The 21,772-nt window shown below is 61.3% G+C and carries 18 protein-coding genes and 1 pseudogene; 1 reads left to right on the forward strand and 18 read right to left on the reverse strand.

What is annotated here, in order from left to right; translation table 11 throughout:
* Positions 1–51 precede the first annotated feature (51 nt).
* The 12 genes from ACZRJ6_RS18810 to ACZRJ6_RS18865 are packed head-to-tail and all read right to left on the reverse strand — an operon-like array spanning position 52 to position 10,893.
* On the reverse strand, positions 52–2,364 hold the full coding sequence (locus tag ACZRJ6_RS18810) for an MMPL family transporter (RefSeq protein WP_463969037.1): 2,313 nt from the start codon (positions 2,362–2,364) through the stop codon (positions 52–54).
* The gene (locus tag ACZRJ6_RS18815) at positions 2,354–3,052 is read right to left on the reverse strand and encodes an outer membrane lipoprotein carrier protein LolA (protein ID WP_463969038.1); all 699 of its coding nucleotides are present in this window, start codon (positions 3,050–3,052) and stop codon (positions 2,354–2,356) included. Before ACZRJ6_RS18815 ends, ACZRJ6_RS18810 begins: the two co-directional genes overlap by 11 nt.
* Positions 3,049–3,474, reverse strand: coding sequence for an acyl-CoA thioesterase (locus ACZRJ6_RS18820; RefSeq protein ID WP_350614010.1), 426 nt, complete (start codon positions 3,472–3,474; stop codon positions 3,049–3,051). The genes ACZRJ6_RS18815 and ACZRJ6_RS18820 overlap by 4 nt, the downstream gene beginning before the upstream one ends.
* Entirely contained in the window at positions 3,467–5,008 is a 1,542-nt protein-coding gene (locus ACZRJ6_RS18825) for an HAL/PAL/TAL family ammonia-lyase (RefSeq protein WP_463969039.1), read from the reverse strand. The genes ACZRJ6_RS18820 and ACZRJ6_RS18825 overlap by 8 nt, the downstream gene beginning before the upstream one ends.
* On the reverse strand, positions 4,992–5,927 hold the full coding sequence (locus ACZRJ6_RS18830; RefSeq protein WP_463969040.1) for an LpxL/LpxP family acyltransferase: 936 nt from the start codon (positions 5,925–5,927) through the stop codon (positions 4,992–4,994). The genes ACZRJ6_RS18825 and ACZRJ6_RS18830 overlap by 17 nt, the downstream gene beginning before the upstream one ends.
* On the reverse strand, positions 5,924–6,658 hold the full coding sequence (locus tag ACZRJ6_RS18835) for a glycosyltransferase family 2 protein (RefSeq protein WP_149411231.1): 735 nt from the start codon (positions 6,656–6,658) through the stop codon (positions 5,924–5,926). The genes ACZRJ6_RS18830 and ACZRJ6_RS18835 overlap by 4 nt, the downstream gene beginning before the upstream one ends.
* Positions 6,651–8,321: an ApeI family dehydratase gene (locus ACZRJ6_RS18840; protein WP_463969041.1), complete on the reverse strand. Its 1,671-nt coding sequence runs from the start codon at positions 8,319–8,321 to the stop codon at positions 6,651–6,653. Before ACZRJ6_RS18840 ends, ACZRJ6_RS18835 begins: the two co-directional genes overlap by 8 nt.
* Positions 8,318–8,863: a COG4648 family protein gene (locus ACZRJ6_RS18845; protein WP_149411229.1), complete on the reverse strand. Its 546-nt coding sequence runs from the start codon at positions 8,861–8,863 to the stop codon at positions 8,318–8,320. Before ACZRJ6_RS18845 ends, ACZRJ6_RS18840 begins: the two co-directional genes overlap by 4 nt.
* Positions 8,860–9,114 carry an acyl carrier protein gene (locus tag ACZRJ6_RS18850; RefSeq protein WP_463969042.1) on the reverse strand — a complete coding sequence of 85 codons (255 nt, stop codon included), beginning with the start codon at positions 9,112–9,114 and terminating at the stop codon, positions 8,860–8,862. The genes ACZRJ6_RS18845 and ACZRJ6_RS18850 overlap by 4 nt, the downstream gene beginning before the upstream one ends.
* A 9-nt stretch (positions 9,115–9,123) precedes the next feature.
* Positions 9,124–9,393: a phosphopantetheine-binding protein gene (locus tag ACZRJ6_RS18855; RefSeq protein WP_149411228.1), complete on the reverse strand. Its 270-nt coding sequence runs from the start codon at positions 9,391–9,393 to the stop codon at positions 9,124–9,126.
* On the reverse strand, positions 9,371–10,183 hold the full coding sequence (locus ACZRJ6_RS18860) for a lysophospholipid acyltransferase family protein (protein WP_463969043.1): 813 nt from the start codon (positions 10,181–10,183) through the stop codon (positions 9,371–9,373). The genes ACZRJ6_RS18855 and ACZRJ6_RS18860 overlap by 23 nt, the downstream gene beginning before the upstream one ends.
* Entirely contained in the window at positions 10,159–10,893 is a 735-nt protein-coding gene (locus ACZRJ6_RS18865; RefSeq protein ID WP_463969044.1) for a beta-ketoacyl synthase chain length factor, read from the reverse strand. Before ACZRJ6_RS18865 ends, ACZRJ6_RS18860 begins: the two co-directional genes overlap by 25 nt.
* 350 nt (positions 10,894–11,243) lie before the next feature.
* Here ACZRJ6_RS18865 and ACZRJ6_RS18870 point away from each other — a divergent pair, with 350 nt between their 5' ends.
* Positions 11,244–12,014 carry a ParA family protein gene (locus tag ACZRJ6_RS18870; protein WP_463969045.1) on the forward strand — a complete coding sequence of 257 codons (771 nt, stop codon included), beginning with the start codon at positions 11,244–11,246 and terminating at the stop codon, positions 12,012–12,014.
* Between the two features lie 641 nt (positions 12,015–12,655).
* On the opposite strand, the gene trxC is transcribed toward ACZRJ6_RS18870, so the two are convergent.
* The 6 genes and pseudogenes from trxC to ACZRJ6_RS18900 form a co-directional block, all read right to left on the reverse strand.
* Positions 12,656–13,090: a thioredoxin TrxC gene (trxC, locus tag ACZRJ6_RS18875; protein WP_463969046.1), complete on the reverse strand. Its 435-nt coding sequence runs from the start codon at positions 13,088–13,090 to the stop codon at positions 12,656–12,658.
* Between the two features lie 113 nt (positions 13,091–13,203).
* Positions 13,204–14,667 carry a protein adenylyltransferase SelO gene (gene selO / locus ACZRJ6_RS18880; RefSeq protein WP_463969047.1) on the reverse strand — a complete coding sequence of 488 codons (1,464 nt, stop codon included), beginning with the start codon at positions 14,665–14,667 and terminating at the stop codon, positions 13,204–13,206.
* A 48-nt stretch (positions 14,668–14,715) separates the two neighbouring features.
* The gene (gene mscK, locus ACZRJ6_RS18885; RefSeq protein ID WP_463969048.1) at positions 14,716–18,099 is read right to left on the reverse strand and encodes a mechanosensitive channel MscK; all 3,384 of its coding nucleotides are present in this window, start codon (positions 18,097–18,099) and stop codon (positions 14,716–14,718) included.
* A gap of 82 nt (positions 18,100–18,181) precedes the next feature.
* Complete coding sequence (locus ACZRJ6_RS18890) at positions 18,182–19,924, reverse strand: potassium/proton antiporter (protein WP_463969049.1); 1,743 nt, start codon at positions 19,922–19,924, stop codon at positions 18,182–18,184.
* Positions 19,925–20,048: 124 nt separating this feature from the next.
* Positions 20,049–20,921 carry a methyl-accepting chemotaxis protein gene (locus ACZRJ6_RS18895; RefSeq protein WP_463969227.1) on the reverse strand — a complete coding sequence of 291 codons (873 nt, stop codon included), beginning with the start codon at positions 20,919–20,921 and terminating at the stop codon, positions 20,049–20,051.
* A pseudogene (locus ACZRJ6_RS18900) lies at positions 20,904–21,740 on the reverse strand (MCP four helix bundle domain-containing protein); the annotation flags it as partial. The gene ACZRJ6_RS18895 and the pseudogene ACZRJ6_RS18900, both read right to left, overlap by 18 nt.
* Positions 21,741–21,772: the final 32 nt, after the last annotated feature.

Genomic DNA, 21,772 nt, shown 5'->3' on the forward strand with positions numbered 1-21,772 from the left:
TCCTTGCCGGTTGGGCAATCATCAAATTCAATTCAAAGGTGTTAGTGGTCATCATTGCGCATGTTCCTGACGCCCGGCCCACGGCGCCAGCATAAAACTGAACGCCAGGCCCAGGCTTACCGACAGGCCGAAGTTACTCACCGCTGGCGTGCTGGAAATCGCCAGCAGGCCGAATGACAGCCACGTGGTGACGGCTGCCAACAGCGTGCCCAACAGGCTCACGGCGGCGCCGCCGATCTGCTCGCGCATCAGGATCGCGTAGTCGACGCTGATGGCGGTCACCAGCAGCAGGCCAAACAGACTGAACAGGGTCAGCGGTTGCCCCAGCCAACCGAGGCTGGCCAGGCTGCACAGTGCAGCGAGCAGCGGCAGGGCAACAATGCGCAAGGCGCCACCGAATCCGAAAGGCAGGATCAGCAGCAACACGATCAGCACGCAGGACATCAATTTCAATTCGGCGGCGCTAATCTGCGTGGCGGCGAACACCTGGTTCAAGTCGCCAAGGCGATCCACCAGTTGCACGCCGGGCAAGTCCAGGGCCTGCACCCGCAGCAATGCCGAGCTGTTCAGGCCTTGCAGGCTGACCATGGCTGCCACGCCATCGTCGGTTGCGCCGAGCCACAGCGTGCGCCAGGGCTCCGCGAGAGGGCCGATCAGCGCCGCGTCGATGTCTTCGATGGGCAGGGCTTGCAGTTGCGCCAGTTCCGCTTGCAGGGCGCTGGCCGGTACGCCTAGGTCCAGCAGCGGTTGCCAGAATTGCGGCAGCTTGTTCAGGGCTTCGCGCACTTGTTGTTGTTCGCTTGGCTGGTTGACCAACTGATTGAGCGCCAGATAACCCTGAAGCTTATCCATGTTCACCAGTTGATCCAGACGCTGGCTCAGCGCCGTCTGACGCTCCAGCAGTTGCTGCTGATTGTTCGCACGCACCAGGAAGAATTGGCTGGTGGGTTGATAGCCGGTAATCCGTGCAATGGCCTGGGCTTCCTCCAGTAATTGCGGTGGTGCGCCGATCCATTGGCGAATATCGTTTTTGCTGTTCAACTGCCATAAACCACCGGCGCAAAACAGCAACACCAACACCAGCAACACCGGGCTCGGCAGGCGCTTGAGCAACGACTCACGCACCCCCAGCAGAAACTCGGCAATGCGCAGCGGCCACTGGGCCGGGCGCAGGTCCATGCCCTTGAGCAAGGCCGGCAACAGGCACACCGCCGACAGGTACGCACCCACCAGCCCAGCGGCGGAGAACACGGCGATCTGGGTCAGGGCCGGGAATGGCGTCCAGGCCAGCGCCAGGTAACCGATGCAACTGGTGGCCAGGCTCAGGCTCAAACCCGGCAAGGTCAGGCGCAACGCCGGCCAGCTGCGCCAGGGTTGCAGGCTCCAGCTCTTGGACAGGTAATGCAGCGGGTAATCCACCGCCACGCCAATCAGGCTCGACCCCAGCACCAGGGTCATCACATGCATATGGCCGAACAGCGCGACACAGGTCACCGCACCAAACAGCATGCCCACCAGTACTGGTACAAACGCCAACAATACCCGCCAGCGGCGGAACGCCAGCAGCAACAGCAAAAGGATGCCAACGGTGGCGCCGCCGCCGACCCAGGTCATCTCCCGGGTTGCCTGCTGCTGACCATTGGCCGCGTACAGCAGGCCGCTGGCAGCAAGCAATTGCACGCCTTGCTTACTGGCCTGTTCGCGGCTGGATTGGAGCAAGTCGGCCACTTGAAGCGGCAACTTCATGTCGAAGGCATTGCCGTTGGTGCGCGCCCGCAGCAGCACCCAGCTTTTGCCGTCGGCATCGGCGATCAATGCGCCGCTGCCAATATCCAGCTGTACCGAACCGTGTTGCGGCTGGCTGTTCTGGATGCGTCCGGTGAGGCCGAGCCAATCGTCCTGGCTCGGCACCAGGCTGAAACCGGTAAAGGGATCGAACAGCGCCTGCACGCGTTGCTGAATAAAGGCTTGTGGCTGCTCGATCAGTTGCTCGCGGTCCTTGGCCGAGAGCATCGCCAGCCGCCCTTGCAGCAACTGCTGACGCAAGGCCGGCAGGTCTGCCTGGAGGTTCCATTGGAGCTTTTCAAACAGGCCGCTGGCTTGCCAACGCTCGCCCAGTTGTTGGGCCATGGCCACCGCTTGCTGGCGATCGGCATGGCCCACCAGCACCAGCATTTCGCGGTTCAGTGGCTCCTGCATGCGTTGTTCGGCGCGCAGCTCCAACGCATCCGGCGCGGTGCCGGGCACCAGTTCCATGAGGTTGGCCGACAGTGGTGCACCCTGGCGCCATTGCCAGCCGGCCAGGGCCAACACGGCCACCAGCAGGATCAGGAACAGGCGCGGTAGCCAGCGCTCACTGGGCAAAGTCGTGTTGCTCCGCGTCGCTCAAGGATTGCGTGCTGGTGCTGTCCTGCATGCGCAGTACGGTGCTGTCGCCCTGGGTTTCCAGTAGTTCGATTTTTTGCACCAGGTCGCCGCCGTCGATATTGATCTGGGTGAATACCTGCTTGAGCAATAACGAGCGCGGAATCAGCGTCAGCTTCCACTGTGTGGCCTCGCCTTGCAGTTGCAGCTCGAAGTCGCGCTGCAAGCCGCTGCTGTCGCCCTGCAACACGGCGAGGAACAAACGATTCTGCTCGGCCCCGGCGCTCTTGTTGGGCAGCGGCTGCCAGCCGTTGGCATCGCGCCGGGCAATGCCTTGGGCGCTGATGCGGTAGTCCTGTTGCAGAGGGGTTTTCAGCAGCCAAAGCAAACCGTGGTCTTTGGCCAGGACAAAGGAGCCCTTGCTGGTCAGAGGCTGTGGCAGGGCGCGCAGGTGTTTTTCCTGGATGAAGTTGCCGTGGATCACAGAGGGTTTTGCCAGTTGATCGCTGAGCTGTTGCAGATCGAAGGCGTGGGCCAAGCCAGGAATCCCCAGCAGCACACACACCACCACTCCTGCAGGAGCGAGCTTGCTCGCGAAAAACGCCAAGGCACCGCGTTTAAACAGGATGCCAGCGTTATCGTTGACGACCTTCGCGAGCAAGCTCGCTCCAGAAAACGGAGAGATCATTTCAGAGCCCTTTCGACGGCTTCGACAAACACTGTCGGCGACGCCAGTTGCATCTCGCGACTGGCAATCTCCACCGCTACTTGTACGGTGCTGGCGCGGGTCAGGCGTTCGCCGGTGGTGACGTCGCTGATCAGGTAATTGACCTTCAAGCGGCTCTCCCACTCCACCAGGCTGGCGCGCACATTGATGGTCTGGCCGAAGGTGGCGCCGCGTACATAGCGCAGCTGCATATCGATCACCGGCCAAGCGTAGCCCGACTCAAGCATGGCCGTGTAGTTGTGGCCGATCTTGTCCAGCAAGGCGCAGCGGGCGACCTCCAGGTATTTGACGTAATGGCCGTGCCAGACCACGTTCATGGTGTCGATGTCGAAAAACGGCACGAGGATTTCGGTGTCGCTGTGCAATACGCCCTGGCTACGCATGCAGCCTCCAGTGTTGCTCGGCGATGCGTTGCAGGCACAGGCGCAGTTCGCCTTCCAGGGCGCGGTCTTCGATCACGGGCGGGAAATCCTTGGCAAGTTCTTCATGCATGGCGGCCAGCGCTGGTGGTAGCGGCCGGGCATCTTCGGCCTGGGCCCGCAGCCACACGCCCTGGTTGGCGGCGAGCAAGGTGGCGGCGGCGACCTGTTCGGTCAGCTCCAACACACGGATGGCATCGCGGGCGGCGATGGTGCCCATGCTCACCTTGTCCTGGTTGTGGCACTCGGTGGAGCGCGAGAACACGCTGGCCGGCATGGTGTTTTTCAGCGCTTCGGCGGTCCAGGCGCTGGTGCCGATCTGCACGGCCTTGAAGCCATGGTTGATCATCGCGCGGTCAGCAGGGGCGCCGGACAGGTTGCTCGGCAGGCCATGGTTGTAGCGCACGTCTACCAGCAGCGCGAGCTGACGGTCCAGCAGGTCGGCGACGTTGGCGACCAGTGTCTTTAGGCTGTCCATGGCAAAGGCGATATGCCCGCCATAGAAATGCCCGCCGTGCAGCACGCGTTCGGCTTCGGCGTCGATGATCGGGTTGTCGTTGGCGCTGTTGAGTTCGATCTCGATAAATGAGCGCAACCAGTTCAGGCTGTCGGCCAGCACGCCCAAAACGTGGGGGGCGCAGCGCAGGGAATAGCGGTCTTGCAGGCGGTGCAACGGCGCGGTTGGCGCGTCGATGGCCAGGTCCTTGCGCAACCAGGCGGCGACTTGCATCTGGCCGGGGTGCGGCTTGGCGGCGAACAGGCGTTCGTCGAAGTGCTCCGGGTTGCCTTGCAGCGCCACCACGTTCAGCGCGGTGATGCGCGTGGCCAGTTGCAGCAGGTAATCGGCGCGGGCGAAGGCCAGGCAGGCGAGGCCGGTCATGACTGCCGTGCCGTTCATCAATGCCAGGGCTTCCTTGGGGCGCAGCACCAGCGGCTCCCAGCCCAGTTCGCGGTGCACATCGGCAGCCTGGCGGCGCTTGCCACGGAACATCACTTCACGCTCGCCGGACAAGGTTGCGGCGACGTAGGACAGCGGCGTCAGATCGCCGCTGGCGCCCACCGACCCTTCTTCCGGAATCAGTGGCAGCACGTCGTGTTCGAGAAAGGCGTGCAGACGTTCCAGCAGCTCGACGCGCACCCCGGAAACGCCGTGACACAGCGACTGCAAACGCGCCGCCAGCACCGCACGGGTTGCTTGCGCATCCAGCAACTTGCCCAGGCCACAGCCGTGGAAGGTGTAGAGGTGACGGGGCAGCGCTTCGACATGCTCCAGCGGCACCGCTACCACGCAGGAATCGCCGTAGCCGGTGGTGACGCCGTAGATCACGCCTTCCTTGTCCAGCAGGGAGTCGAGGAACTGCGCGCCCCTGGCGATGCGCTGGCGGTACTCGGCATCGTCTTGCAGGCGAGTCGGCGCCTGACGGTTGGCGAGGGCCAGCACGTCTTCGATGCGCAAAGGGAGTTCGCCGAAGGTTACCGGCTCAAGATGCGTCGTCATCGGTCTTCCAGAAAGGGTAAAAGTTGAACCATTGTTGGGGCGCTTCCAGGCAGAACTGGCCCAGGCGTTCGGCGTAGCGGGCGGTCCATAACGCGATCACCTGCTGGCGGTCGCTGCGTTTCCATTCGATCAGTTGGGCGAAGGGCTCGATGATCAAGCGATAGCGCCCTTGGTGTTTCAGGCACATCAGCAGGTTGACCGGGCATTTCAGCAAACCGGCCAACAGCCACGGGCCCTGGGGGAAGGCGGCGTTGTGGCCGAGGAAGTCCACCCGCGCCGTGCGCCCGCCATGCAGCGGCACACGGTCGCCAGCAATCGCCAACCACTCGCCGTCGTCCAGGCGCTGGCTGAGCAGGAGCATGATCGCCGGGTCCAGCTCGCTGACCTGGATCAGCCGCAGATTGGTCGCCCCGGCTTCGCCCAATAGGCGGTTGAAACGCTCGGCGTGCTTGGTGTGCACCAGCACGTTCATGGTGACTTTTTCACCCAGCTCGGCGAGGGCCCGGCACACTTCCAGATTGCCCAGGTGCGCGCCCACCAACATCTGCCCGCGCTCGCCGCGTAGTTGTTGGCGCAGTTGGGCCGGGTCGATGATCTCGATCTGTTCCAGGCGCAGCTTGCCGTTCCATACGTCGAGCTTGTCCAGCAAGGCGTCGGCGAAGGCCATGAACTGGCCGAATACCCGTCGACGCGTGGGGCGCAAGTCGTCACGCCCGCTCCAGTCGGCCAGGCGCTGCTGGTATTGCCAGGCGCTCTGGCGGGCGGTGCGGCCGAACAGGAAGAAGTACAGGACGATGCCGTAGAGAACCGGAGCCAATGCTCGGCGCCCGAGTACCTTGGCGCCGAACGCGGTGAGTTTCATCAGCCAGAAACTGCCGCGCTCTTCACGGTCGGCCCAGTGTTTGCTGCCCTGGGTCATGCCTGCCACCGCCGCCATAGGATCATCGGCGCGCGCACCAGCATGCCAAAGAACAACCGGGTGTGCATGGACGAAATCAGGGCGTTGTCGTGGAACATGCGAAAGTGCGACAGACCATCGGCGGGGTAGTGCACTTTGGTGGGCAGCCAGCGCATTGGCTGGTTGCGCCATGACAGGCGCACCAGGATATCGGAGTCGAAATCCATGCGCTTGCCGATCCTGGCCGAGTCCATCAGTGCGAGCACCGGCGCCAGCGGGTACACGCGAAAGCCACACATCGAGTCGCGAATCTCCAGCGACAGGCTGTTGATCCACACCCACACGTGGGTCAGGTAGCGGCCGTACAGACGGCCCTTGGGTACGCTGTCGTCGTATTCGGGGTAGCCACAGATCAGCGCGCGGGGGTGGGTGCGCGAGGCGTCGAGAAAGGTGCCGACTTCCCGCAGGTCATGCTGGCCGTCGGCGTCTACTTGCAGCGCGTGGGTGAAGCCCAGGCGCGCCGCCTCACGGAAGCCGATCATCACCGCGCCGCCCTTGCCTTGGTTGGCGGGCAAGGTGACCAGGGAGACATTGTCGAGGGTCGCCAGTTGCGCCAGCACGGCAGCGCAGGCCGGGCTGCTGCCATCGTCCACCAGCAGGCACGGCAGGCCGCTGGCTAGCAGGGTACGGACCACGGCGGGCACGGCGGCTTCATGGTTGTAGACCGGGATCAGGGCGCAGGGGTTATGCAAGGTCGGGCTCCAGGAGAATTCGGCCACTGGAGCAGGCGGCAGTGTCATTGCGGTAGGTAAAGTACAACTTGCCGCGTTGCTGATCGAAACGCAGGTGCAGTTCGATCCGGTCATCAGGCCGGACCAGTTGCTGGAACTTGAGCACTTCCATCCCGACGAATTTTTTTGGCAGATCGAGCAATTGCTGGCCAAGGCTCAGAGCCCAATCTACCTGGACAACGCCTGGCAGCACCGGGGTTTGCGGGAAGTGGCCGCTGAAGTAGGCCAGGTCCGGCGGGATCACCAGTTGCAGGGTCCACTCACCGTTAGCTTCGACTTTTTCCAGTACTTGCGGTGTCTTGGGCCGGGGTGCCAGCAGCAAGGCTTCCACATCGGCCTGGGGCAACTTGCCCTGGGAGTTGAACGGTAATTGCCGCAGCAAACGCCAGCGGCGCGGCAGGGCCAGGGCTTCGCAGTGTTGGCTCAGATGCTGGCGCAGGGTTTGGGTGACGGTGCGCCGGCCTTGATTACGCAAGGCATGCAGTCCTTGCGCGCTGAGCACCACCAGGGCGCCGAGGGAGGCGCGGTTTTCCTGGACCACGCCCAGGCGGGTTTCAGTTACCCAGGGGTGGCCCATCAACGCCTGTTCCAGCATCGGCAGGGAGATACGTTTTTCTTCCAGCTTGACGATTCGGTCCAGGCGGCCCAGCAGTTCGAAGCGGCCGTCGGCGTGGATCTTCGCGGCGTCGGCGGTGTGTTCGATATGGCCGGCCGGCAGGTATGGCGAGGCGATGCGCAAGGCGCCGTTGGCATCCTGGCTCAACTGCACATCGGCAAACGGCTGCCACAGGGTTTGACCCTGGCGCCAGGCGATGCCGCCGGTTTCCGAGCTACCGAGGATTTCCGTTGGCCATTGCTGCAAGCGTTGTTGCAGGATGCTGGCCGCATCAAAAGGCAGGGCTCCGCCGGAGGAGAATACCCGCTTGACTGCACTCAAGGCCGGCCAGTCGAGGTTATCGCCCATGCGCTTGAGCAACGCCGGGCTGGCGACCCAGGCAAAGTGCGGATGCTGGAGGCTGACCCGCTGCAAGTCTTCCGGGAATGCCAACTGTTGACGCACGAAGGTTCGCCCGGCGCACAGCGGCCACAACACTCGGAACAGTAAACCGTAGATGTGCTGGGTGGCGACGCTGCCGATGATGCAGGCCTCGCCCAAGCCGGTACCCCAGAGGGATTCCAGCGCCTGGACCTCATTGGTCAGTTGGCGCAGGGTTTTGTTGATGCGCTTGGGCTCGCCGCTGGAGCCGGAGGTACACAAGCTCAGGCTGCACGCGTCCAGGTCCAGTGCAGCGGCGCTAAGGGGGGCTTGGTAAAACGCGTCCAGATCCGCAGCCTCGGTCAGCCAAGCGTCGACGGCATCGGCCCAGCGTTGGCGGGTTTGGGGTTGCAGGTCGGCGGGCAGCAATACACTGACCCCGGCGCGCCAGGCTCCCAAAAGAGCAATCGCCAGCAGGCTTGCGTCTTCCAGGTGCACGGCCAAACGCTGGATGCCACGGGCTTGCAGCCCGGCAGCCAGGCTCAGGGCTTGCTCGCATAACTGTGCGTGATTCAGATCAGGCTCGGCAGTGACCGGGCGCTGGGCAACAGGCTCAAGCAGCAAGTGCTCAAGATTCAACCAATTCATACGCGGCCTCGAACCCTTTGTCGTATCAGCCATTCCACGGCAAACAACAGCCCCATCAGCCCGTAAGCGATCAGCCCGTTGTACAACGTCCACCAGCTCAGCGGCGCCCACAGCGTAAGGGCAGCGGCCAGCAGGCCGTTACCCAGGAAAAACACACTCCACACCACTGTGACTTGGCGGGTATACACAATTGCGTTCTCAGGTAATTGCGGCTCGCTCATGCGTGCCAGGCGCTCGACCATCGGTGGCCCATATTTCAGGCTCAAGCCAAACAGCGCCAGCATGAAGCCGCTGACGAGGCTCGGGTACCAGCGCAACAGTTTCGGGTTGTCGAACCAGGCCAGCAACAGGCAGAACACAATCGCGACGACGGCCATCCACCGTGCGCCCGGGTTGCGTGCCCCCGTCAGCGCCCGCAGCAACCACAGGCTGGCCAGCAGCAGGCCGAATTGCCACGGTGCAAAATGCTCCGTGCCGAAATACACCGCGAAAGGGTACAGCAGCCCCGCCAGCAACAGGCCAAGGCCGATCAGCCGGCTCATGCGGCCGGTTGAACCAGACGGTAAACCGCCTCGACCACGTCGCTTACGGTACGCACGGCCTTGAACTCTTCGGCGGCTATTTTCTTGCCGGTCTGGCGCTTGATATGGTCGATCAGGTCGACCGCATCGATGCTGTCGATTTCTAGCTCCTGATACAGATTGGCGTCCAGGGTGACGCGTTCAGGCTCCAGTTCAAACAGTTCCACCAAGGCATCGCGCAAGGTGTTGAAGATATCGTCACGAGTTTGCATGGTCCGGTCTCAAGCTGCCTGTCTGGCCGTGACGAACGCCGCGAGGCTGGCCACGTTGGTGAAGTGATTGCGAGTGTCCTTGGCGTCGGCATCAATCTTGATACCGTACTTTTTCTGGATCGCCAGGCCCAACTCCAGGGCGTCGACCGAATCCAGGCCCAGGCCTTCGCCGAACAGGGTTTGCTCGTCGCCGATGTCGTCCACGCTGATGTCTTCAAGGCCCAGGGCCTCGATGATCAGCGTTTTTATGTCGTGCTCAAGGCTGTGTTGGTCGCTCATCTTCGGCGAGCTCCTTAATAAAATACTGATGCAGGTAATCGTTGAGCTTGCGTGAAGCCTGGGGCGCGGGGCCCTGTGCGGCAAACGTCTGTGGTTCTATATCGGCACCCACCCGCAAACTGAAGTGGAAACGACGTTTAGGGATGCGATACCAGGGTTCGGCCTTGGTCAGGGTGGTGGGGCTGACCTTGATCACCACAGGGGTGATGATTGTCGCACCCCGCAGGGCAATGGCGGCGCCCCCGCGATGAAAGGCTGGCATTTGGCCCGGCGAAGTGCGGGTGCCTTCGGGAAAGATGATCAGGGTCTGGCCTTCCCGCAGGGCGCCTGCGGCGGCATCGAGCATGTCGGCGCTGCCGTCATTGCTGATGTAGCCGGCGTCGCGCACCGGCCCGCGAGTGAATGGGTTTTGCCACAGGCTCTGCTTGACCACGCAGTTGGTCTGGCGCATCAGGCCGATCAGGAACACCACGTCGATCAGCGACGGGTGGTTGGCGATGATCATCTGGCCAGGGCGGCCCAGGTTCTCGGCGCCTTCGACGCTGTAGGTGAGAATGCCCAAACGATGCATCAGACGAATAAAGAACCAGAACAGCCAACTAATGGTGTGGCGGGCACGCCGGCGATGTTGTTGAACGTCCCCCGGCAAGCAACTGAGCAGCGGAAACACCAGCAATCGCAGGCACAGGCCGCCGACGCCAAACAGGGTAAAGCTGGCCGCCGTCGCGAACAGCCGCCAGTAATAGGCATCCCGGGGCTTGCCGGTCATCGCTTGCATTGCCAGTTCCATACTCGGTTCTTCCAGGCATGTTGGCAGGCGCCCTGTTCGGTGAGCAGGGTGCGCAGCAGGTTCAGGGCGTGGGGCCACTGAGTTTTTGTGAGAGACGTTGTGGTGGGTTGGACAGTGGCGGGCAGTAGCTCCAGCTGCCATTCGTCGCCTGGGGTCAGCAGTAGGCCGAGGGCATAAGGAAATGGCACGTCGTCGATCCAGCTGGAGTAAGCCTCGGGTGGCTGCTCTTCGGTGATCACCAGCAGAACTGCCGGTGCGCCTTCGTTGAGCAGGGCGGCGGCTTCCAGCATGCCGTGTTCCAGCCCATCGCCAGCGGCGGCGAGGGCCGTCATCTCACTGGTTTCATTGCGCAGGATCGACCAAAGGCCAATCACCGCGTTGTGTACCGATAGGCTGAACTGTGTGGGCGACAAGGGTTGGTCGTTGGCCAGGTCGCTGAGAATATCGAGGGTGCGCGGGGTTTCGCCGTGACGGGAAACAAACACCAGCGGCAAGTCTTGCAGGTCTTGCGCCAAGGGCCAGCCGACGCTGAAAGCCATGCGCGCCAGGCGGCTCAGGCGGCGGCGTTGCATGGCGGGCAGGAACGACACATCGGGCGCGGCATCGCTGGGGGCGAGCAACGCCGGGTCCTGGCACCAGGCGCGCCAGTCGTCCACGCTGTCGAGCCCGGGGGCCCAGGCGCGCCATTGGGCGATGTTGAAGTTGATCACTGAGAAGATATCCCGCCCCTGCGGGCTTCCTTGTGCAGCAATTGGCCCGCAAAACCGGGACATGGCGCAATGGCCGAGTGGCGCGCATTATCCCGGTGCTGTGGAGTTCTAGCAAACGTTGGTAAAAAATTGTTCATGGGGGGCATTACAAATTTGCTGAAAAGAATTATGAATTGTCGGTGATGAGGGGGGGGCTGACTTGTCGGACCTTTCCTTTTCGAACAGCCGTGACGTAATACGCTTAGTGTGTGATCCCGCCTGCGATGCTGTAGTGCATGGATGATCAAGGTAGCTAACGGGCGCTTTTGCCCACTACACTCGGGCATTAATTGATACATGGAGGTTTTGTCATGCGGCGTGTGGTGTTCAATCAGAAAGGCGGTGTGGGCAAGTCCAGTATTGCCTGCAACCTGGCGGCGGTCAGCGCCAGTGAAGGCTATCGAACCCTGTTGGTCGACCTCGATGCCCAAGCTAACTCGACCCAGTACCTCACCGGACTGACCGGCGAAGATATCCCCATGGGTATTGCCGATTTCTTCAAGCAAACCCTGGCCTCCGGGCCGTTTTCGAAGAAAGGCAAGGTGGATATCTACGAAACCCCTTTCGACAACCTGCACGTGATCACCGCCACGGCGGAACTGGCGGACTTGCAGCCCAAGCTTGAAGCCAAACACAAGATCAACAAGCTGCGAAAGCTGCTGGATGAGTTGAGTGAGGATTACGACCGAATCTACCTCGATACCCCTCCGGCGCTGAATTTTTATGCGGTTTCTGCGCTGATTGCCGCTGATCGCGTGCTGATCCCCTTCGATTGCGACAGCTTCTCCCGTCAGGCGCTGTATGGCCTGCTGGCAGAAATCGAAGAGTTGAAGGAAGACCACAACGAAGGCCTTGAGGTGGAAGGGATTGTGGTCAACCAATTCCAGGCTCGGGCGAGCCTGCCGCAGCAGATGCTGGATGAGTTGGTTGCCGAAGGCTTGCCAGTATTGCCGGTGTACCTGGGCAGCTCGGTACGCATGCGTGAATCTCACCAGGCGAATATGCCGCTGATCCACCTGGACCCACGACATAAGCTGACGCAGCAGTTTGTGGCGTTGCATAACCTGCTGGAAAACGCCTGATCCCGCGGACGACATAAAACAGTGTGGGAGGTTGCTGATAACTGGGGGCAGGTTCTGGCGATTGAGTACATATCTGTTGCTGCGGTAACGGCGGCTTAGGGTGGGCGCCGCAGTGATTCAGGATGCCAGCGTCATCGTTAACGACCATCGCGAGCAAGAACTAGGCGTCCCCCTCGCTCCTACAGTAACTCAGGTCGGCTACCAGGCCGCCGTGCTTTTGCTTTTGATCTTGATCTAAGGCGCCCCGTTAAACCACGATGGCTGAACGCAGGCATTGATCCGTGGGTAAACCGGCAGGACGCCGGTTTAGCCGTGTTGGGCCAAGGATGGCCCATCGCGGCGGCCCATGGAGCAATGCCGGAGTGAAGGCATGCCGAGCCACAGCGAGGCACCAAGTGGTGGGGCAAGAGCCCTTTTGGTTACTTTTGGCTGGGCCGGCATTCCGGGCTCTTTTCCAAAAGTGACACGCCGTAAGGGCGTACCCCTAAGCCGCCCTGACCAAAATAACGGATATGCACCCAGCCCAGTCCAACCCAAAAATCCTACCGGCAAAGATGTGGAGATACCCATACTCATCGCCGGGCAAGCCAAATCGCCGCACCGCCGGCCCCCACACTGACCGAGCAGGTTTTGAAGTAGGGCTACACGCCCTGACTGCGCAACCAACTCATCAACTGCGGCAACGGAAACGCTCCGCTCTGACGCGCCACTTCCCGACCACTCTTGAACAGAATCAAACTGGGAATCGAGCGAATACCCAGTTGAGCGGACAGTTGCTGATTGGCCTCGCTATCGAGCTTGGCCAATCGGCATTTCCCCGTCAACTGCCCGGCAGCCTGTTCAAACACCGGTGCAAACGACTTGCACGGCCCGCACCAGTCGGCCCACACATCCACCAGCAGCGGCAAATCGCCCTTGATCTGGTTTGCGTAGTCATCCTGTTTCAGCTCAAAGGGCTTGCTCAGCAACACCGGTTGTTTGCAACGCCCGCACTTCGGCGCATCGCCCAGGCGTTCGTTGGGGATGCGGTTGAGGCCGTTGCAATGCGGGCAGGGGATTACGAGAGGATCGGACATGGTTGGGCTCCGTAGAAATGGCCAATGGGTTCTATTTGGAGTCAGGCATGGGTTTTATCAATGTGCGGTATCAATGACGCATGCGCTGGGTGAGGATGTCAATTAAGTCGAAGCTATGAAGAACAACTGATCTCCAAATGCTTGCCCCAATCCGGCGGTCGTTGCGCGTATTGCTCCATCCCCGGCTGCTCTTCAAAGGGCTTGCTCAGCACCTCATGCAGCCGGCGAACTTCGGTGTAGTCCCCTGATTCAGCAGCCTCGATGGCCTTCTGCGCCAGGTAGTTGCGCAGGATATACAGCGGGTTCACTGCGTGCATCCGCTCACGCCGCTGTTCTTCACTGCCATTGGCTTCCCGCTCAACGCGAGCCTTGTACCGATCAGCCCACGCATCAAAGCCCTTGAGGTCCACGAAGTCATCCCGTAACCGCGCCACGGCCAGCGCAGCAGATTCATCCCCCAGTCGGCGGAAGAACAAGGTGTAGTCAACGCCACTGCCTTGCATCAGTTGCAGCAGGCGCTCCACCAATGTCTGGTCATCCTCTTCGGGGCAGGTAAATCCTAGTCGACGTCGCATCAGGTCCAGGTAGTGGGCCTGGTACAGCGGCAGGTACAGGCCAAGGGTTTCCCGCAAGGCGTCGACGCTGATAAACGGCGTCAATGCCTGGGCCAGCGCACTGAGGTTCCACTGGCCAATCGGCACTTGATTGCTGAACGAGTAACGCCCCTGGTCGTCGGAATGGTTGCAGATGAACTGTGCGTCGAAATCATCCAGAAACGCGAACGGTCCAAAGTCGAAGGTGATGCCAAGGATCGACATGTTGTCGGTGTTCATCACCCCATGACAGAAGCCGTAGGCCTGCCACTTGGCGATCAACTCGGCGTTGCGCTCGACAATCTCGCGGAACATCGCCAGATACGGCTCGGGCTGTTCCTGGCACTTGGGGAAGTGCAGCGACAAAACGTGTTCAGCCAATTGCTTCTGCAGCTCGGGCTTCTTGGTGTAGTAGAAATATTCGAAATGCCCGAAGCGTACATGGCTCGGCGCCAGGCGCAGAACCATGGCGGCGCGCTCCTGTTTCTCGCGCCATACCGGGGTGGTAGAGCCGATCACACACAGGGCGCGGCTACTGGCAATGCCCAGGGCGTGCAGCGCTTCAGAGGCAAGAAATTCACGAATCGACGAGCGTAATACTGCGCGGCCATCACCCATGCGCGAGTAAGGCGTCTGCCCGGCGCCCTTGAGGTGCAAGTCCCAGTGTTCGCCGGCTTCGTTGTAGACCTCGCCAAGCAGGAGGCCCCGTCCATCTCCCAGTTGCGGGTTGTAGGAGCCAAATTGATGCCCGGAATAGACCATCGCCCGTGGTTCCGCCTCGGCCCACAGCTTGTGCCCGCTGAACAGTTCGGCGAACACCGGGGTTTCGGCAATAGTGGGGTCAAGGTCGAGCAGGGCCATGGCGGCCTTGCTCGCCACGACCAAGCGCGGCTCGTCGATGGGCTCGGGCAGCACATGGGTCGAGAAGCCGTCGCCCAGGCGGGCGAAGCGGTTGTCGAAGGTCAGTTCGTCGAGAGCTTTCAACGGCCATCTCCAGCAGAATGTCCGAGCATTCTGCTGGGGATAGCACGGTTAGTCGAGTTTGCTGGTTGGCGGTTGCGGCGCATCTTCAACTTTGCCGAGTGTTGGCTTGGGCGCATCCTGGTTGCTGACGGGCGCCAGGATGGTCTTGTTGTCGTCTTCCACCGGCACCAGCTTGTATTCCTGGCCGTGGAGGTTTTTCAGGTAAACCTCCATCTGCCGGAATGAGATGTTGATGTGCTGCTTCTTGAACTCGCGGTTGATAAAGCGGTTGACCTCATCGAGCACCGGGTTGCGGTCCCCCAGGTCACGCACGTGCATGCGCAACTCGTGGTCGAGAGTGCTTTCACCGAAATTCAGGAAGTACACGAGAGGTTCCGGTTCCTTCAGTACCCGCGGGTTTTCCCTGGCGGCCTTGAGCAACAGTTCTTTCACCAGATCCAGGTCGGAGCCGTAGTCCACGCCCAGTTTCAGTGTGACCCGGGTGATGGTGTCGGTCAGCGACCAGTTGATCAGTTGCCCGGTGATAAAGGTCTTGTTCGGGACAATGATGTCTTTGCGGTCGAAGTCGGTGATGGTGGTGGCGCGGATGCGGATTTTGCTCACCGTGCCCGACAGGTTGCCGATGGTGATGGTGTCGCCGATGCGCACCGGGCGTTCGAACAGGATCATGATGCCGGAGATGAAGTTGGCGAAGATCTCCTGCATGCCGAAGCCCAGGCCCACCGACAGTGCCGCCACCAGCCATTGCAACTTGTCCCAGCTCACCCCGAGGGTGGACAGGGTTGAGACAAAACCGATACCGGCAATCACGTAGGACAGCAGGGTGGTGGTGGCGTAGGCGCTGCCTTGGGCCAGGTCCAGCTTGGACAGCACCAACACTTCCAGCAGCCCCGGCAGGTTGCGCGCCAGGGCGAAGGTGATGCCGATGATGATCGATGCCCCCAACAAGTCGCCGATGCTGATGGGCACCATGCTGATATTGGCGCCGGTGCCGCTGGTGTATTCGTAGAGGGTGATGTTATCGAGGTAGGAAAACACCGAGATCAGGTCGGACCAGACCCAGTACAGCGCGGCGATAAAGCCGCCGAGCAGGGCCAGGCGGATCAGTCGCATCGACTGTTCATTGACCTGTTCGATGTCCAGGGTCGGCTCCTCGATCACCACGTCGCCGTCACCAGCTTCCTTGGCGGCCTGGCGTTTGGCCAAGGCGCGGGAATAGGCCAGGCGCCGTGCGGCAACCCCCAGGCCACGGACGAAGGTAGCTTCGATCACCAGCCAGAACATCAGCAGGTACAGGGTGTTGATCAGGCGGTCGCTGAGCTTGAGGGCGGTGTAGTAGTAACCGAAGCACACGGCGATAAACAGCGCGACGGGCAGTGCAGTAAACAGCACGCCGACGACTTTGCGAAACAGCGAGGCTTTCTCATGGGTCGGGCTGTTGAGCAGCAGGCGACTGAGCAGCCACGCCATCAGCGCGTAGCAGGTCAGTACCACGGCGATGCCCAGCACATCGTCAGCCAGCGCCGCGGGTTGATGCTCGGCGATGGCCACCACGGCCACCAGCGCCAGTACCACCAGCCCCAGTTTGCGAATCCAGCCTTGGAGGAATTCAACCTGGGGTTTTTCCCAGCGAAAATGCAGCTCGGCCACGCCGCCTGGCGCCAGGATCCGATAGGCGGTGTAGAACACCAGCCACGCCTGGGCGATCTGCAACAGGGCCACGCCAAGGTTGGCGTTTTGCCCACGGGCGTCGATTTGCAGGGCATAGCCGCATAGCGCCAAGGCCAGCGCCACGGGCATTGCCAGCAGGATATTCACCAGGATCGCCATCGGCGTGTGCCATTGGCTGTCACGCTTGAAGTGGCCGATGTCCAGGTGGAACTTTTTCAGTCGGTCGTACAGGTGGCTGCGTCGCCACAACAGCGCGCCGATCAACAGCAACAGCGGCAGGAACAGCAGTGGGCGCTGGGTCAGGCCGTCGTAGAGCTCGCTGATGCTGGATGCCCAGGGCAGGGTGGTGACTTGCTTTTCCAGGCGTTTGGGCACTGTTTCCAGCCATTCGACGTCCAGCGGCTTGTTGCTGGGTATCCAGAACATCTGTTCGTCGAGGGTCGCCCGCAGGCTGGAAGCGGTGCTGAACAGCTGCTTCTGGTTCAGTTGCAGTGTGATGGATTCGTTGAGGGCGGCGCTCAGTTCGCGGTTCAGCCGTTCCAGCAGGTCGGCGCGGGTGATGGCCAGTTCCAGCAGGGTGCGGCGCAGTTGCGGGGTGACCTGGTCGGCCGTCTGGGTCGCCAGCAGGTTATCGACGTAGGCGCTGGGCGGGTTGATCAGTTCGCGCTGCTGGTTGACCTCAAACTGATACAGGCGAATGTTGGCGATGTCGTCCGCCAGGTCGCGGTCGACCTTCAGGCGCGGTAATGCCTGCTTCTGCTTATAGAGAATCTTCGACAGCAACAGGCTGCCCTTGAGCACGTTGATCTGCTCATCCAGTGCCGAGTCGCTTTGGGTCACGGTATCCAGTTGCTGCTTGGTTTGCAGGTTCTGCTGGGTCAGTTCATTGAGGCGGTCGGTGCTTTTGAGCAGGTAGTCGGACAGCTTCAGGTTGGCCGCACTTTCGGTCGCCAGCAGGCTGCTGCCGCCGGACTTCTGTGCTTCGATGGACTGTTGGGTGACGGTTTCCTGGGACTGGGCCAGGCGTTTCTGGTTGATCAGGGTTTGCAGGTCCTGGATTTCTTGCTCCAGGCGCACAGTTTTTTCCTGGACGAGGTCCTGTTGGCTGTTACCCAGGTCCTGCAATTGGCTGTTGCCCGCCAGTTCCTGGCGACGCAGCGGGATCAAGGCGTTGAGGGCCGCCAGTTCGGCGTTCAGCTGATTGCGCTGGTCGCCGCTGAGGCTTTTGCCGTTGTCCTTGCCGACCTTGAGGATGGTGTTGATTTGTTGGATGCGCGTCTGGCTGCTGCTGATTTCGGTCTGGGCGCGCTCGGGGCGAGTCTGGGCGGCGATGGTCAGGCTATTGGCGTCGGCCAGCTCCTTTTGCAGGTCGCCTTGCTGGGTGGTGCGCTGCACCAACAGTTGTTCGAGTTGCGGGATGGGCAAGGTGGCATAGCGCTGGGCGACCGGAATTACCTTGGTGGCCTTGAGCCGGGTCAGCTCGCGCTGGTTTTCCGTGGTCTGGCGCGGGGCGTCTGCCAACTGGCGCTTGAGGTCGGCCAGGCGCTGCTCGTAATCCTGCTTGTTGCCGAGCAGCGTCAGGGTTTGCTGCAGGATCGCTTGCAGGGCCTTCATGTCCGCATCGGGCAACTTGCGGTCAGGCAGCTTGTCCAGGGTTTGCTGGACAGCGTCGACGCTGGGCGGGTCGGCGGCGTGTACGGCGCTGACACAAAGGCTTAAGCCAAGCAGGGCGGTAGCTAAAAAAGTGCGCAGGGTTGTCATGGATACCGGTCGAGCTAGGTGAAGAATAAGGGGTGTCCTGACGTCGAATGCGCGTCATCGCACCGAAATTTACAGGCAGAGTTTAGAGGAAGAGTCCGGGACCCGGGCGACTTCCTTCGGGGAATCTGACGCCGACTTTGCCGATCTTGTTCCCGTCCATCACTGCGACGGTCCAAATGGTGTTGTTCCACTCCACCTGGTCACCCACTACCGGAGCACCACCGACTTTCTGGGTGATGAAGCGGCTCAGCGGCATGTCCGGATCGATGCCTTCAAGCTTGAGCCCGTACAGTGCCGAAACCGCGCCCAGCTGGGCGTCGCCTTCCAATACGAAGTCGCCGAAGAAGCGTAGGTCCAGGCCCCGTTGCGGTGCTTGGCTGAACAGTTTGCCGAGGGCCGCGAGGTTGTGTTCATGGCCGATCACGCAGAGCAAATCGTCGACTTCCAGCACCGTACTACCCGACGGATGGAGCAGTTGTTGGCCGCGAAACAGCGCGGCGATGCGCGTACCTTCGGGCATTTTCAGCTCGCGAAGGGCGGCCCCGATGCACCATTTCTCCGCACCGAGACGGTAGACGAACAGCTCCCACTCGCTGGTGACGTGCACTTCCAGGGCTGCCCGGGAAATCGGCGCAGGCTCCGGCGGTACCGTCACTTTCAGCAACTTGGCGACCCACGGCAGGCTGGTGCCCTGCACCAGCAACGACACCAGCACGATAAAGAACGCCAGGTTGAAGTACAGCTGGGCGTGGGGCAGGCCGGCCATAAGCGGGAACACCGCCAGAATGATCGGCACCGCCCCGCGCAGGCCAACCCAGGCGATAAAGGCTTTCTCGCGATCATGGAAGGCCTTGAACGGCAGCAGGCCGACCATCACCGACAGCGGCCGTGCAAAGAGGATCATCCACAGCGCCAGGCCCAGGGCCGGCAGGGCGATGGGCAGCAAGTCATGAGGCGTGACCAGCAGGCCCAGCACCAGGAACATGCCGATCTGCGCCAGCCAGGCCATGCCGTCGAGCATATGCAGGATGCCATGACGGCTGCGCACCGGACGATTGCCGATCACCAGGCCGCATAGGTACACGGCGAGGAAGCCGCTGCCGTGCAGGGCGTTGGTCATGGCGAAGATAAACAGGCCGCCGGCAATCACCAGGATTGGGTACAGGCCGTTGGCCAGGTTGATCCGGTTGACCATCTGCAGCATCAGCCAGCCACCACCCAAGCCGATGATGCCGCCAATGCCGAACTCGCGGATCAGGTGGCCCAGCAGGCTCCAGTGCAAACCGGTCTGGCCGCTGGCGAGCATGTCGATCAGGGTCACGGTGAGAAACACCGCCATCGGGTCGTTGCTGCCGGATTCGATTTCCAGGCTGGCGGTGACCCGTTCGTTCAGGCCCTTGCCGCCCAGCAGTGAGAACACTGCTGCCGCATCCGTTGAACCGACGATGGCGCCGATCAGCAGGCCCTGGATGATATTGAGGTCGAACAGCCAAGCGGCGGCCATCCCGGTGAGGCCGGTGGTAATCAACACCCCCACTGTTGCCAGCGACAAGGCCGGCCACAGTGCCACACGAAAACTCGCCACCCTTGTGCGCAAGCCGCCGTCCAGCAGGATCACTGCCAGGGCCAGGTTGCCCACCAGATAGGCGGTCGGGTAGTTATCGAAGATGATGCCGCCGCCATCGACGCCGGCGAGCATGCCCACGGCCAGGATGATCACCAGGATCGGGATACCCAGGCGGGACGAAAGAGAACTCACCAGAATGCTCGCACCTACCAGCAACGCGCCGATCAAGAACAGGCTGTTGATGGTCGTCGCATTCAAAGGCGGTACTCCATGAGTAAGAAAGACTGGGCGCAAACTGACCATGCAGTCTGCGTGCCAGCGATTCTAACCTGTTGAATTGCTGCGCTGTCAAAAAGGTTTTGAGGGTGGGCGTTCAGTTCAATTAAAGGCGGAACCGCCCCACCATCCCATTCAAATCCACCGCCAAACGCGACAGCTCACTGCTCGCCGCACTGGTCTGGCTGGCGCCCGTAGCCGATTGCACCGATAAATCACGAATGTTCACCAGATTGCGATCTACCTCACGGGCCACCTGCGCCTGTTCTTCGGCAGCGCTGGCGATCACCAGGTTACGTTCGTTGATCTCGACGATGGCGGTGTTGATGGTGTCCAGGGACATCCCCGCGCCTTTGGCGATGTTCAGCGTCGACTCGGCGCGTTCGGTGCTGTTGCGCATCGAATTCACCGCATGTTCGGTGCCGGATTGAATGCTGCCGATCATCCGCTCGATTTCGCTGGTGGACTGCTGGGTGCGATGGGCCAGGGCGCGCACTTCATCGGCAACCACAGCAAATCCACGACCGGCTTCCCCGGCGCGGGCTGCTTCAATCGCTGCGTTCAATGCCAACAGGTTGGTCTGGTCGGCGAGGCCACGAATGACGTCCAGCACCTTGCCGATATCCCGGGACTCTTCCGCCAGGTTGCCAATCAATGTGGCGGTCGCCTGCACATCGCTGCTCATGCGCTCGATGGCACTGACGGTTTCCTGTACCAGGTCACGGCCATCACCGGCGGAGGACGTGGCATTTTTTGAGGCCTCGGAAGTGCTCACCGCATTGCGGGCCACTTCTTCAACGGCGCTGGTCATTTCGTTGACGGCGGTGGCGGCCTGTTCGATTTCGTTGTTCTGCTGGGTCAGGCCGCGGGCGCTTTCATCGGTGACGGCATTCAGTTCTTCAGCGGCGGAGGCCAACTGGGTGGCCGAGCCGGAAATACGCTGCAAGGTGTCGCGCAATTTTTCCTGCATCTTCGACATGGCGAGCAGCAAGCGTCCGGCTTCGTCGTCGCCATCGACCTTGATTGGTCGCGTCAGGTTGCCTTCGGCGATGTCTTCGGCGGCGCTCAAGGCCTGGGCAATTGGCTGAGTGATGCTGCGGGTCAACAGCCAGGCGAACAGCATGGTTAGCGTGGTGGCCAGGAGTAACAGGGCTACCACGAGGTTGAAGGCCGAATCATATTGGTCTTCGGCCTGCAGGTTGCTGGCGATGGCCATCCTGTTGTTGATGTCCAGCAGGCGGGTCAGGACGGTATTGACCTGTTCGGAGTTGCTCAGCAGCTCGGTGTTGAGCAGTGCGCGCAACTCTTCTACCTGATTGGTCCGGGACAGGCTCTTCATCCGTTCTTCAATCTGGCGGTACTGTCCCAGCAGGCGTATGTATTCATCGTACGCCGCACGCTCTTCGCTGCCCTCAATCAGTTTTTCGTAGGCACCCTGGGCAGTACGGATCTGCTGATTGCGCAGTTCAAAGGCTTCCAGGGTCTTTTGCTGCACATCCGGTTCGCGATTGGTCAGCAAGCGGTAGGACAGCACCCGCAAACGCAGGGTCAACTGAGTGAACTCATCCAGGGCGCGGATGCTTGGCACGCTGTTCGAGGTGATGTCTTCGGTCACCGCGCGAATCTTGCTCATCTGGTTCAGGGCGAATATACCGAGAAACAACATGAGCGCACCAATGAGCGCGAAGCCGAGAAACGCTCGCGGAGCGATATTCATATTACGAAGAGACATGCTGTGATCCTGGGGAAAGCGCGATCGGCGCGCTTTGATACGGGTTGTCCATGACCTATCGGTCATACGACTAAAGTCTTGAGGGGGTGCGCGCTTTT

The organism is Pseudomonas sp. C321, from assembly GCF_055407105.1.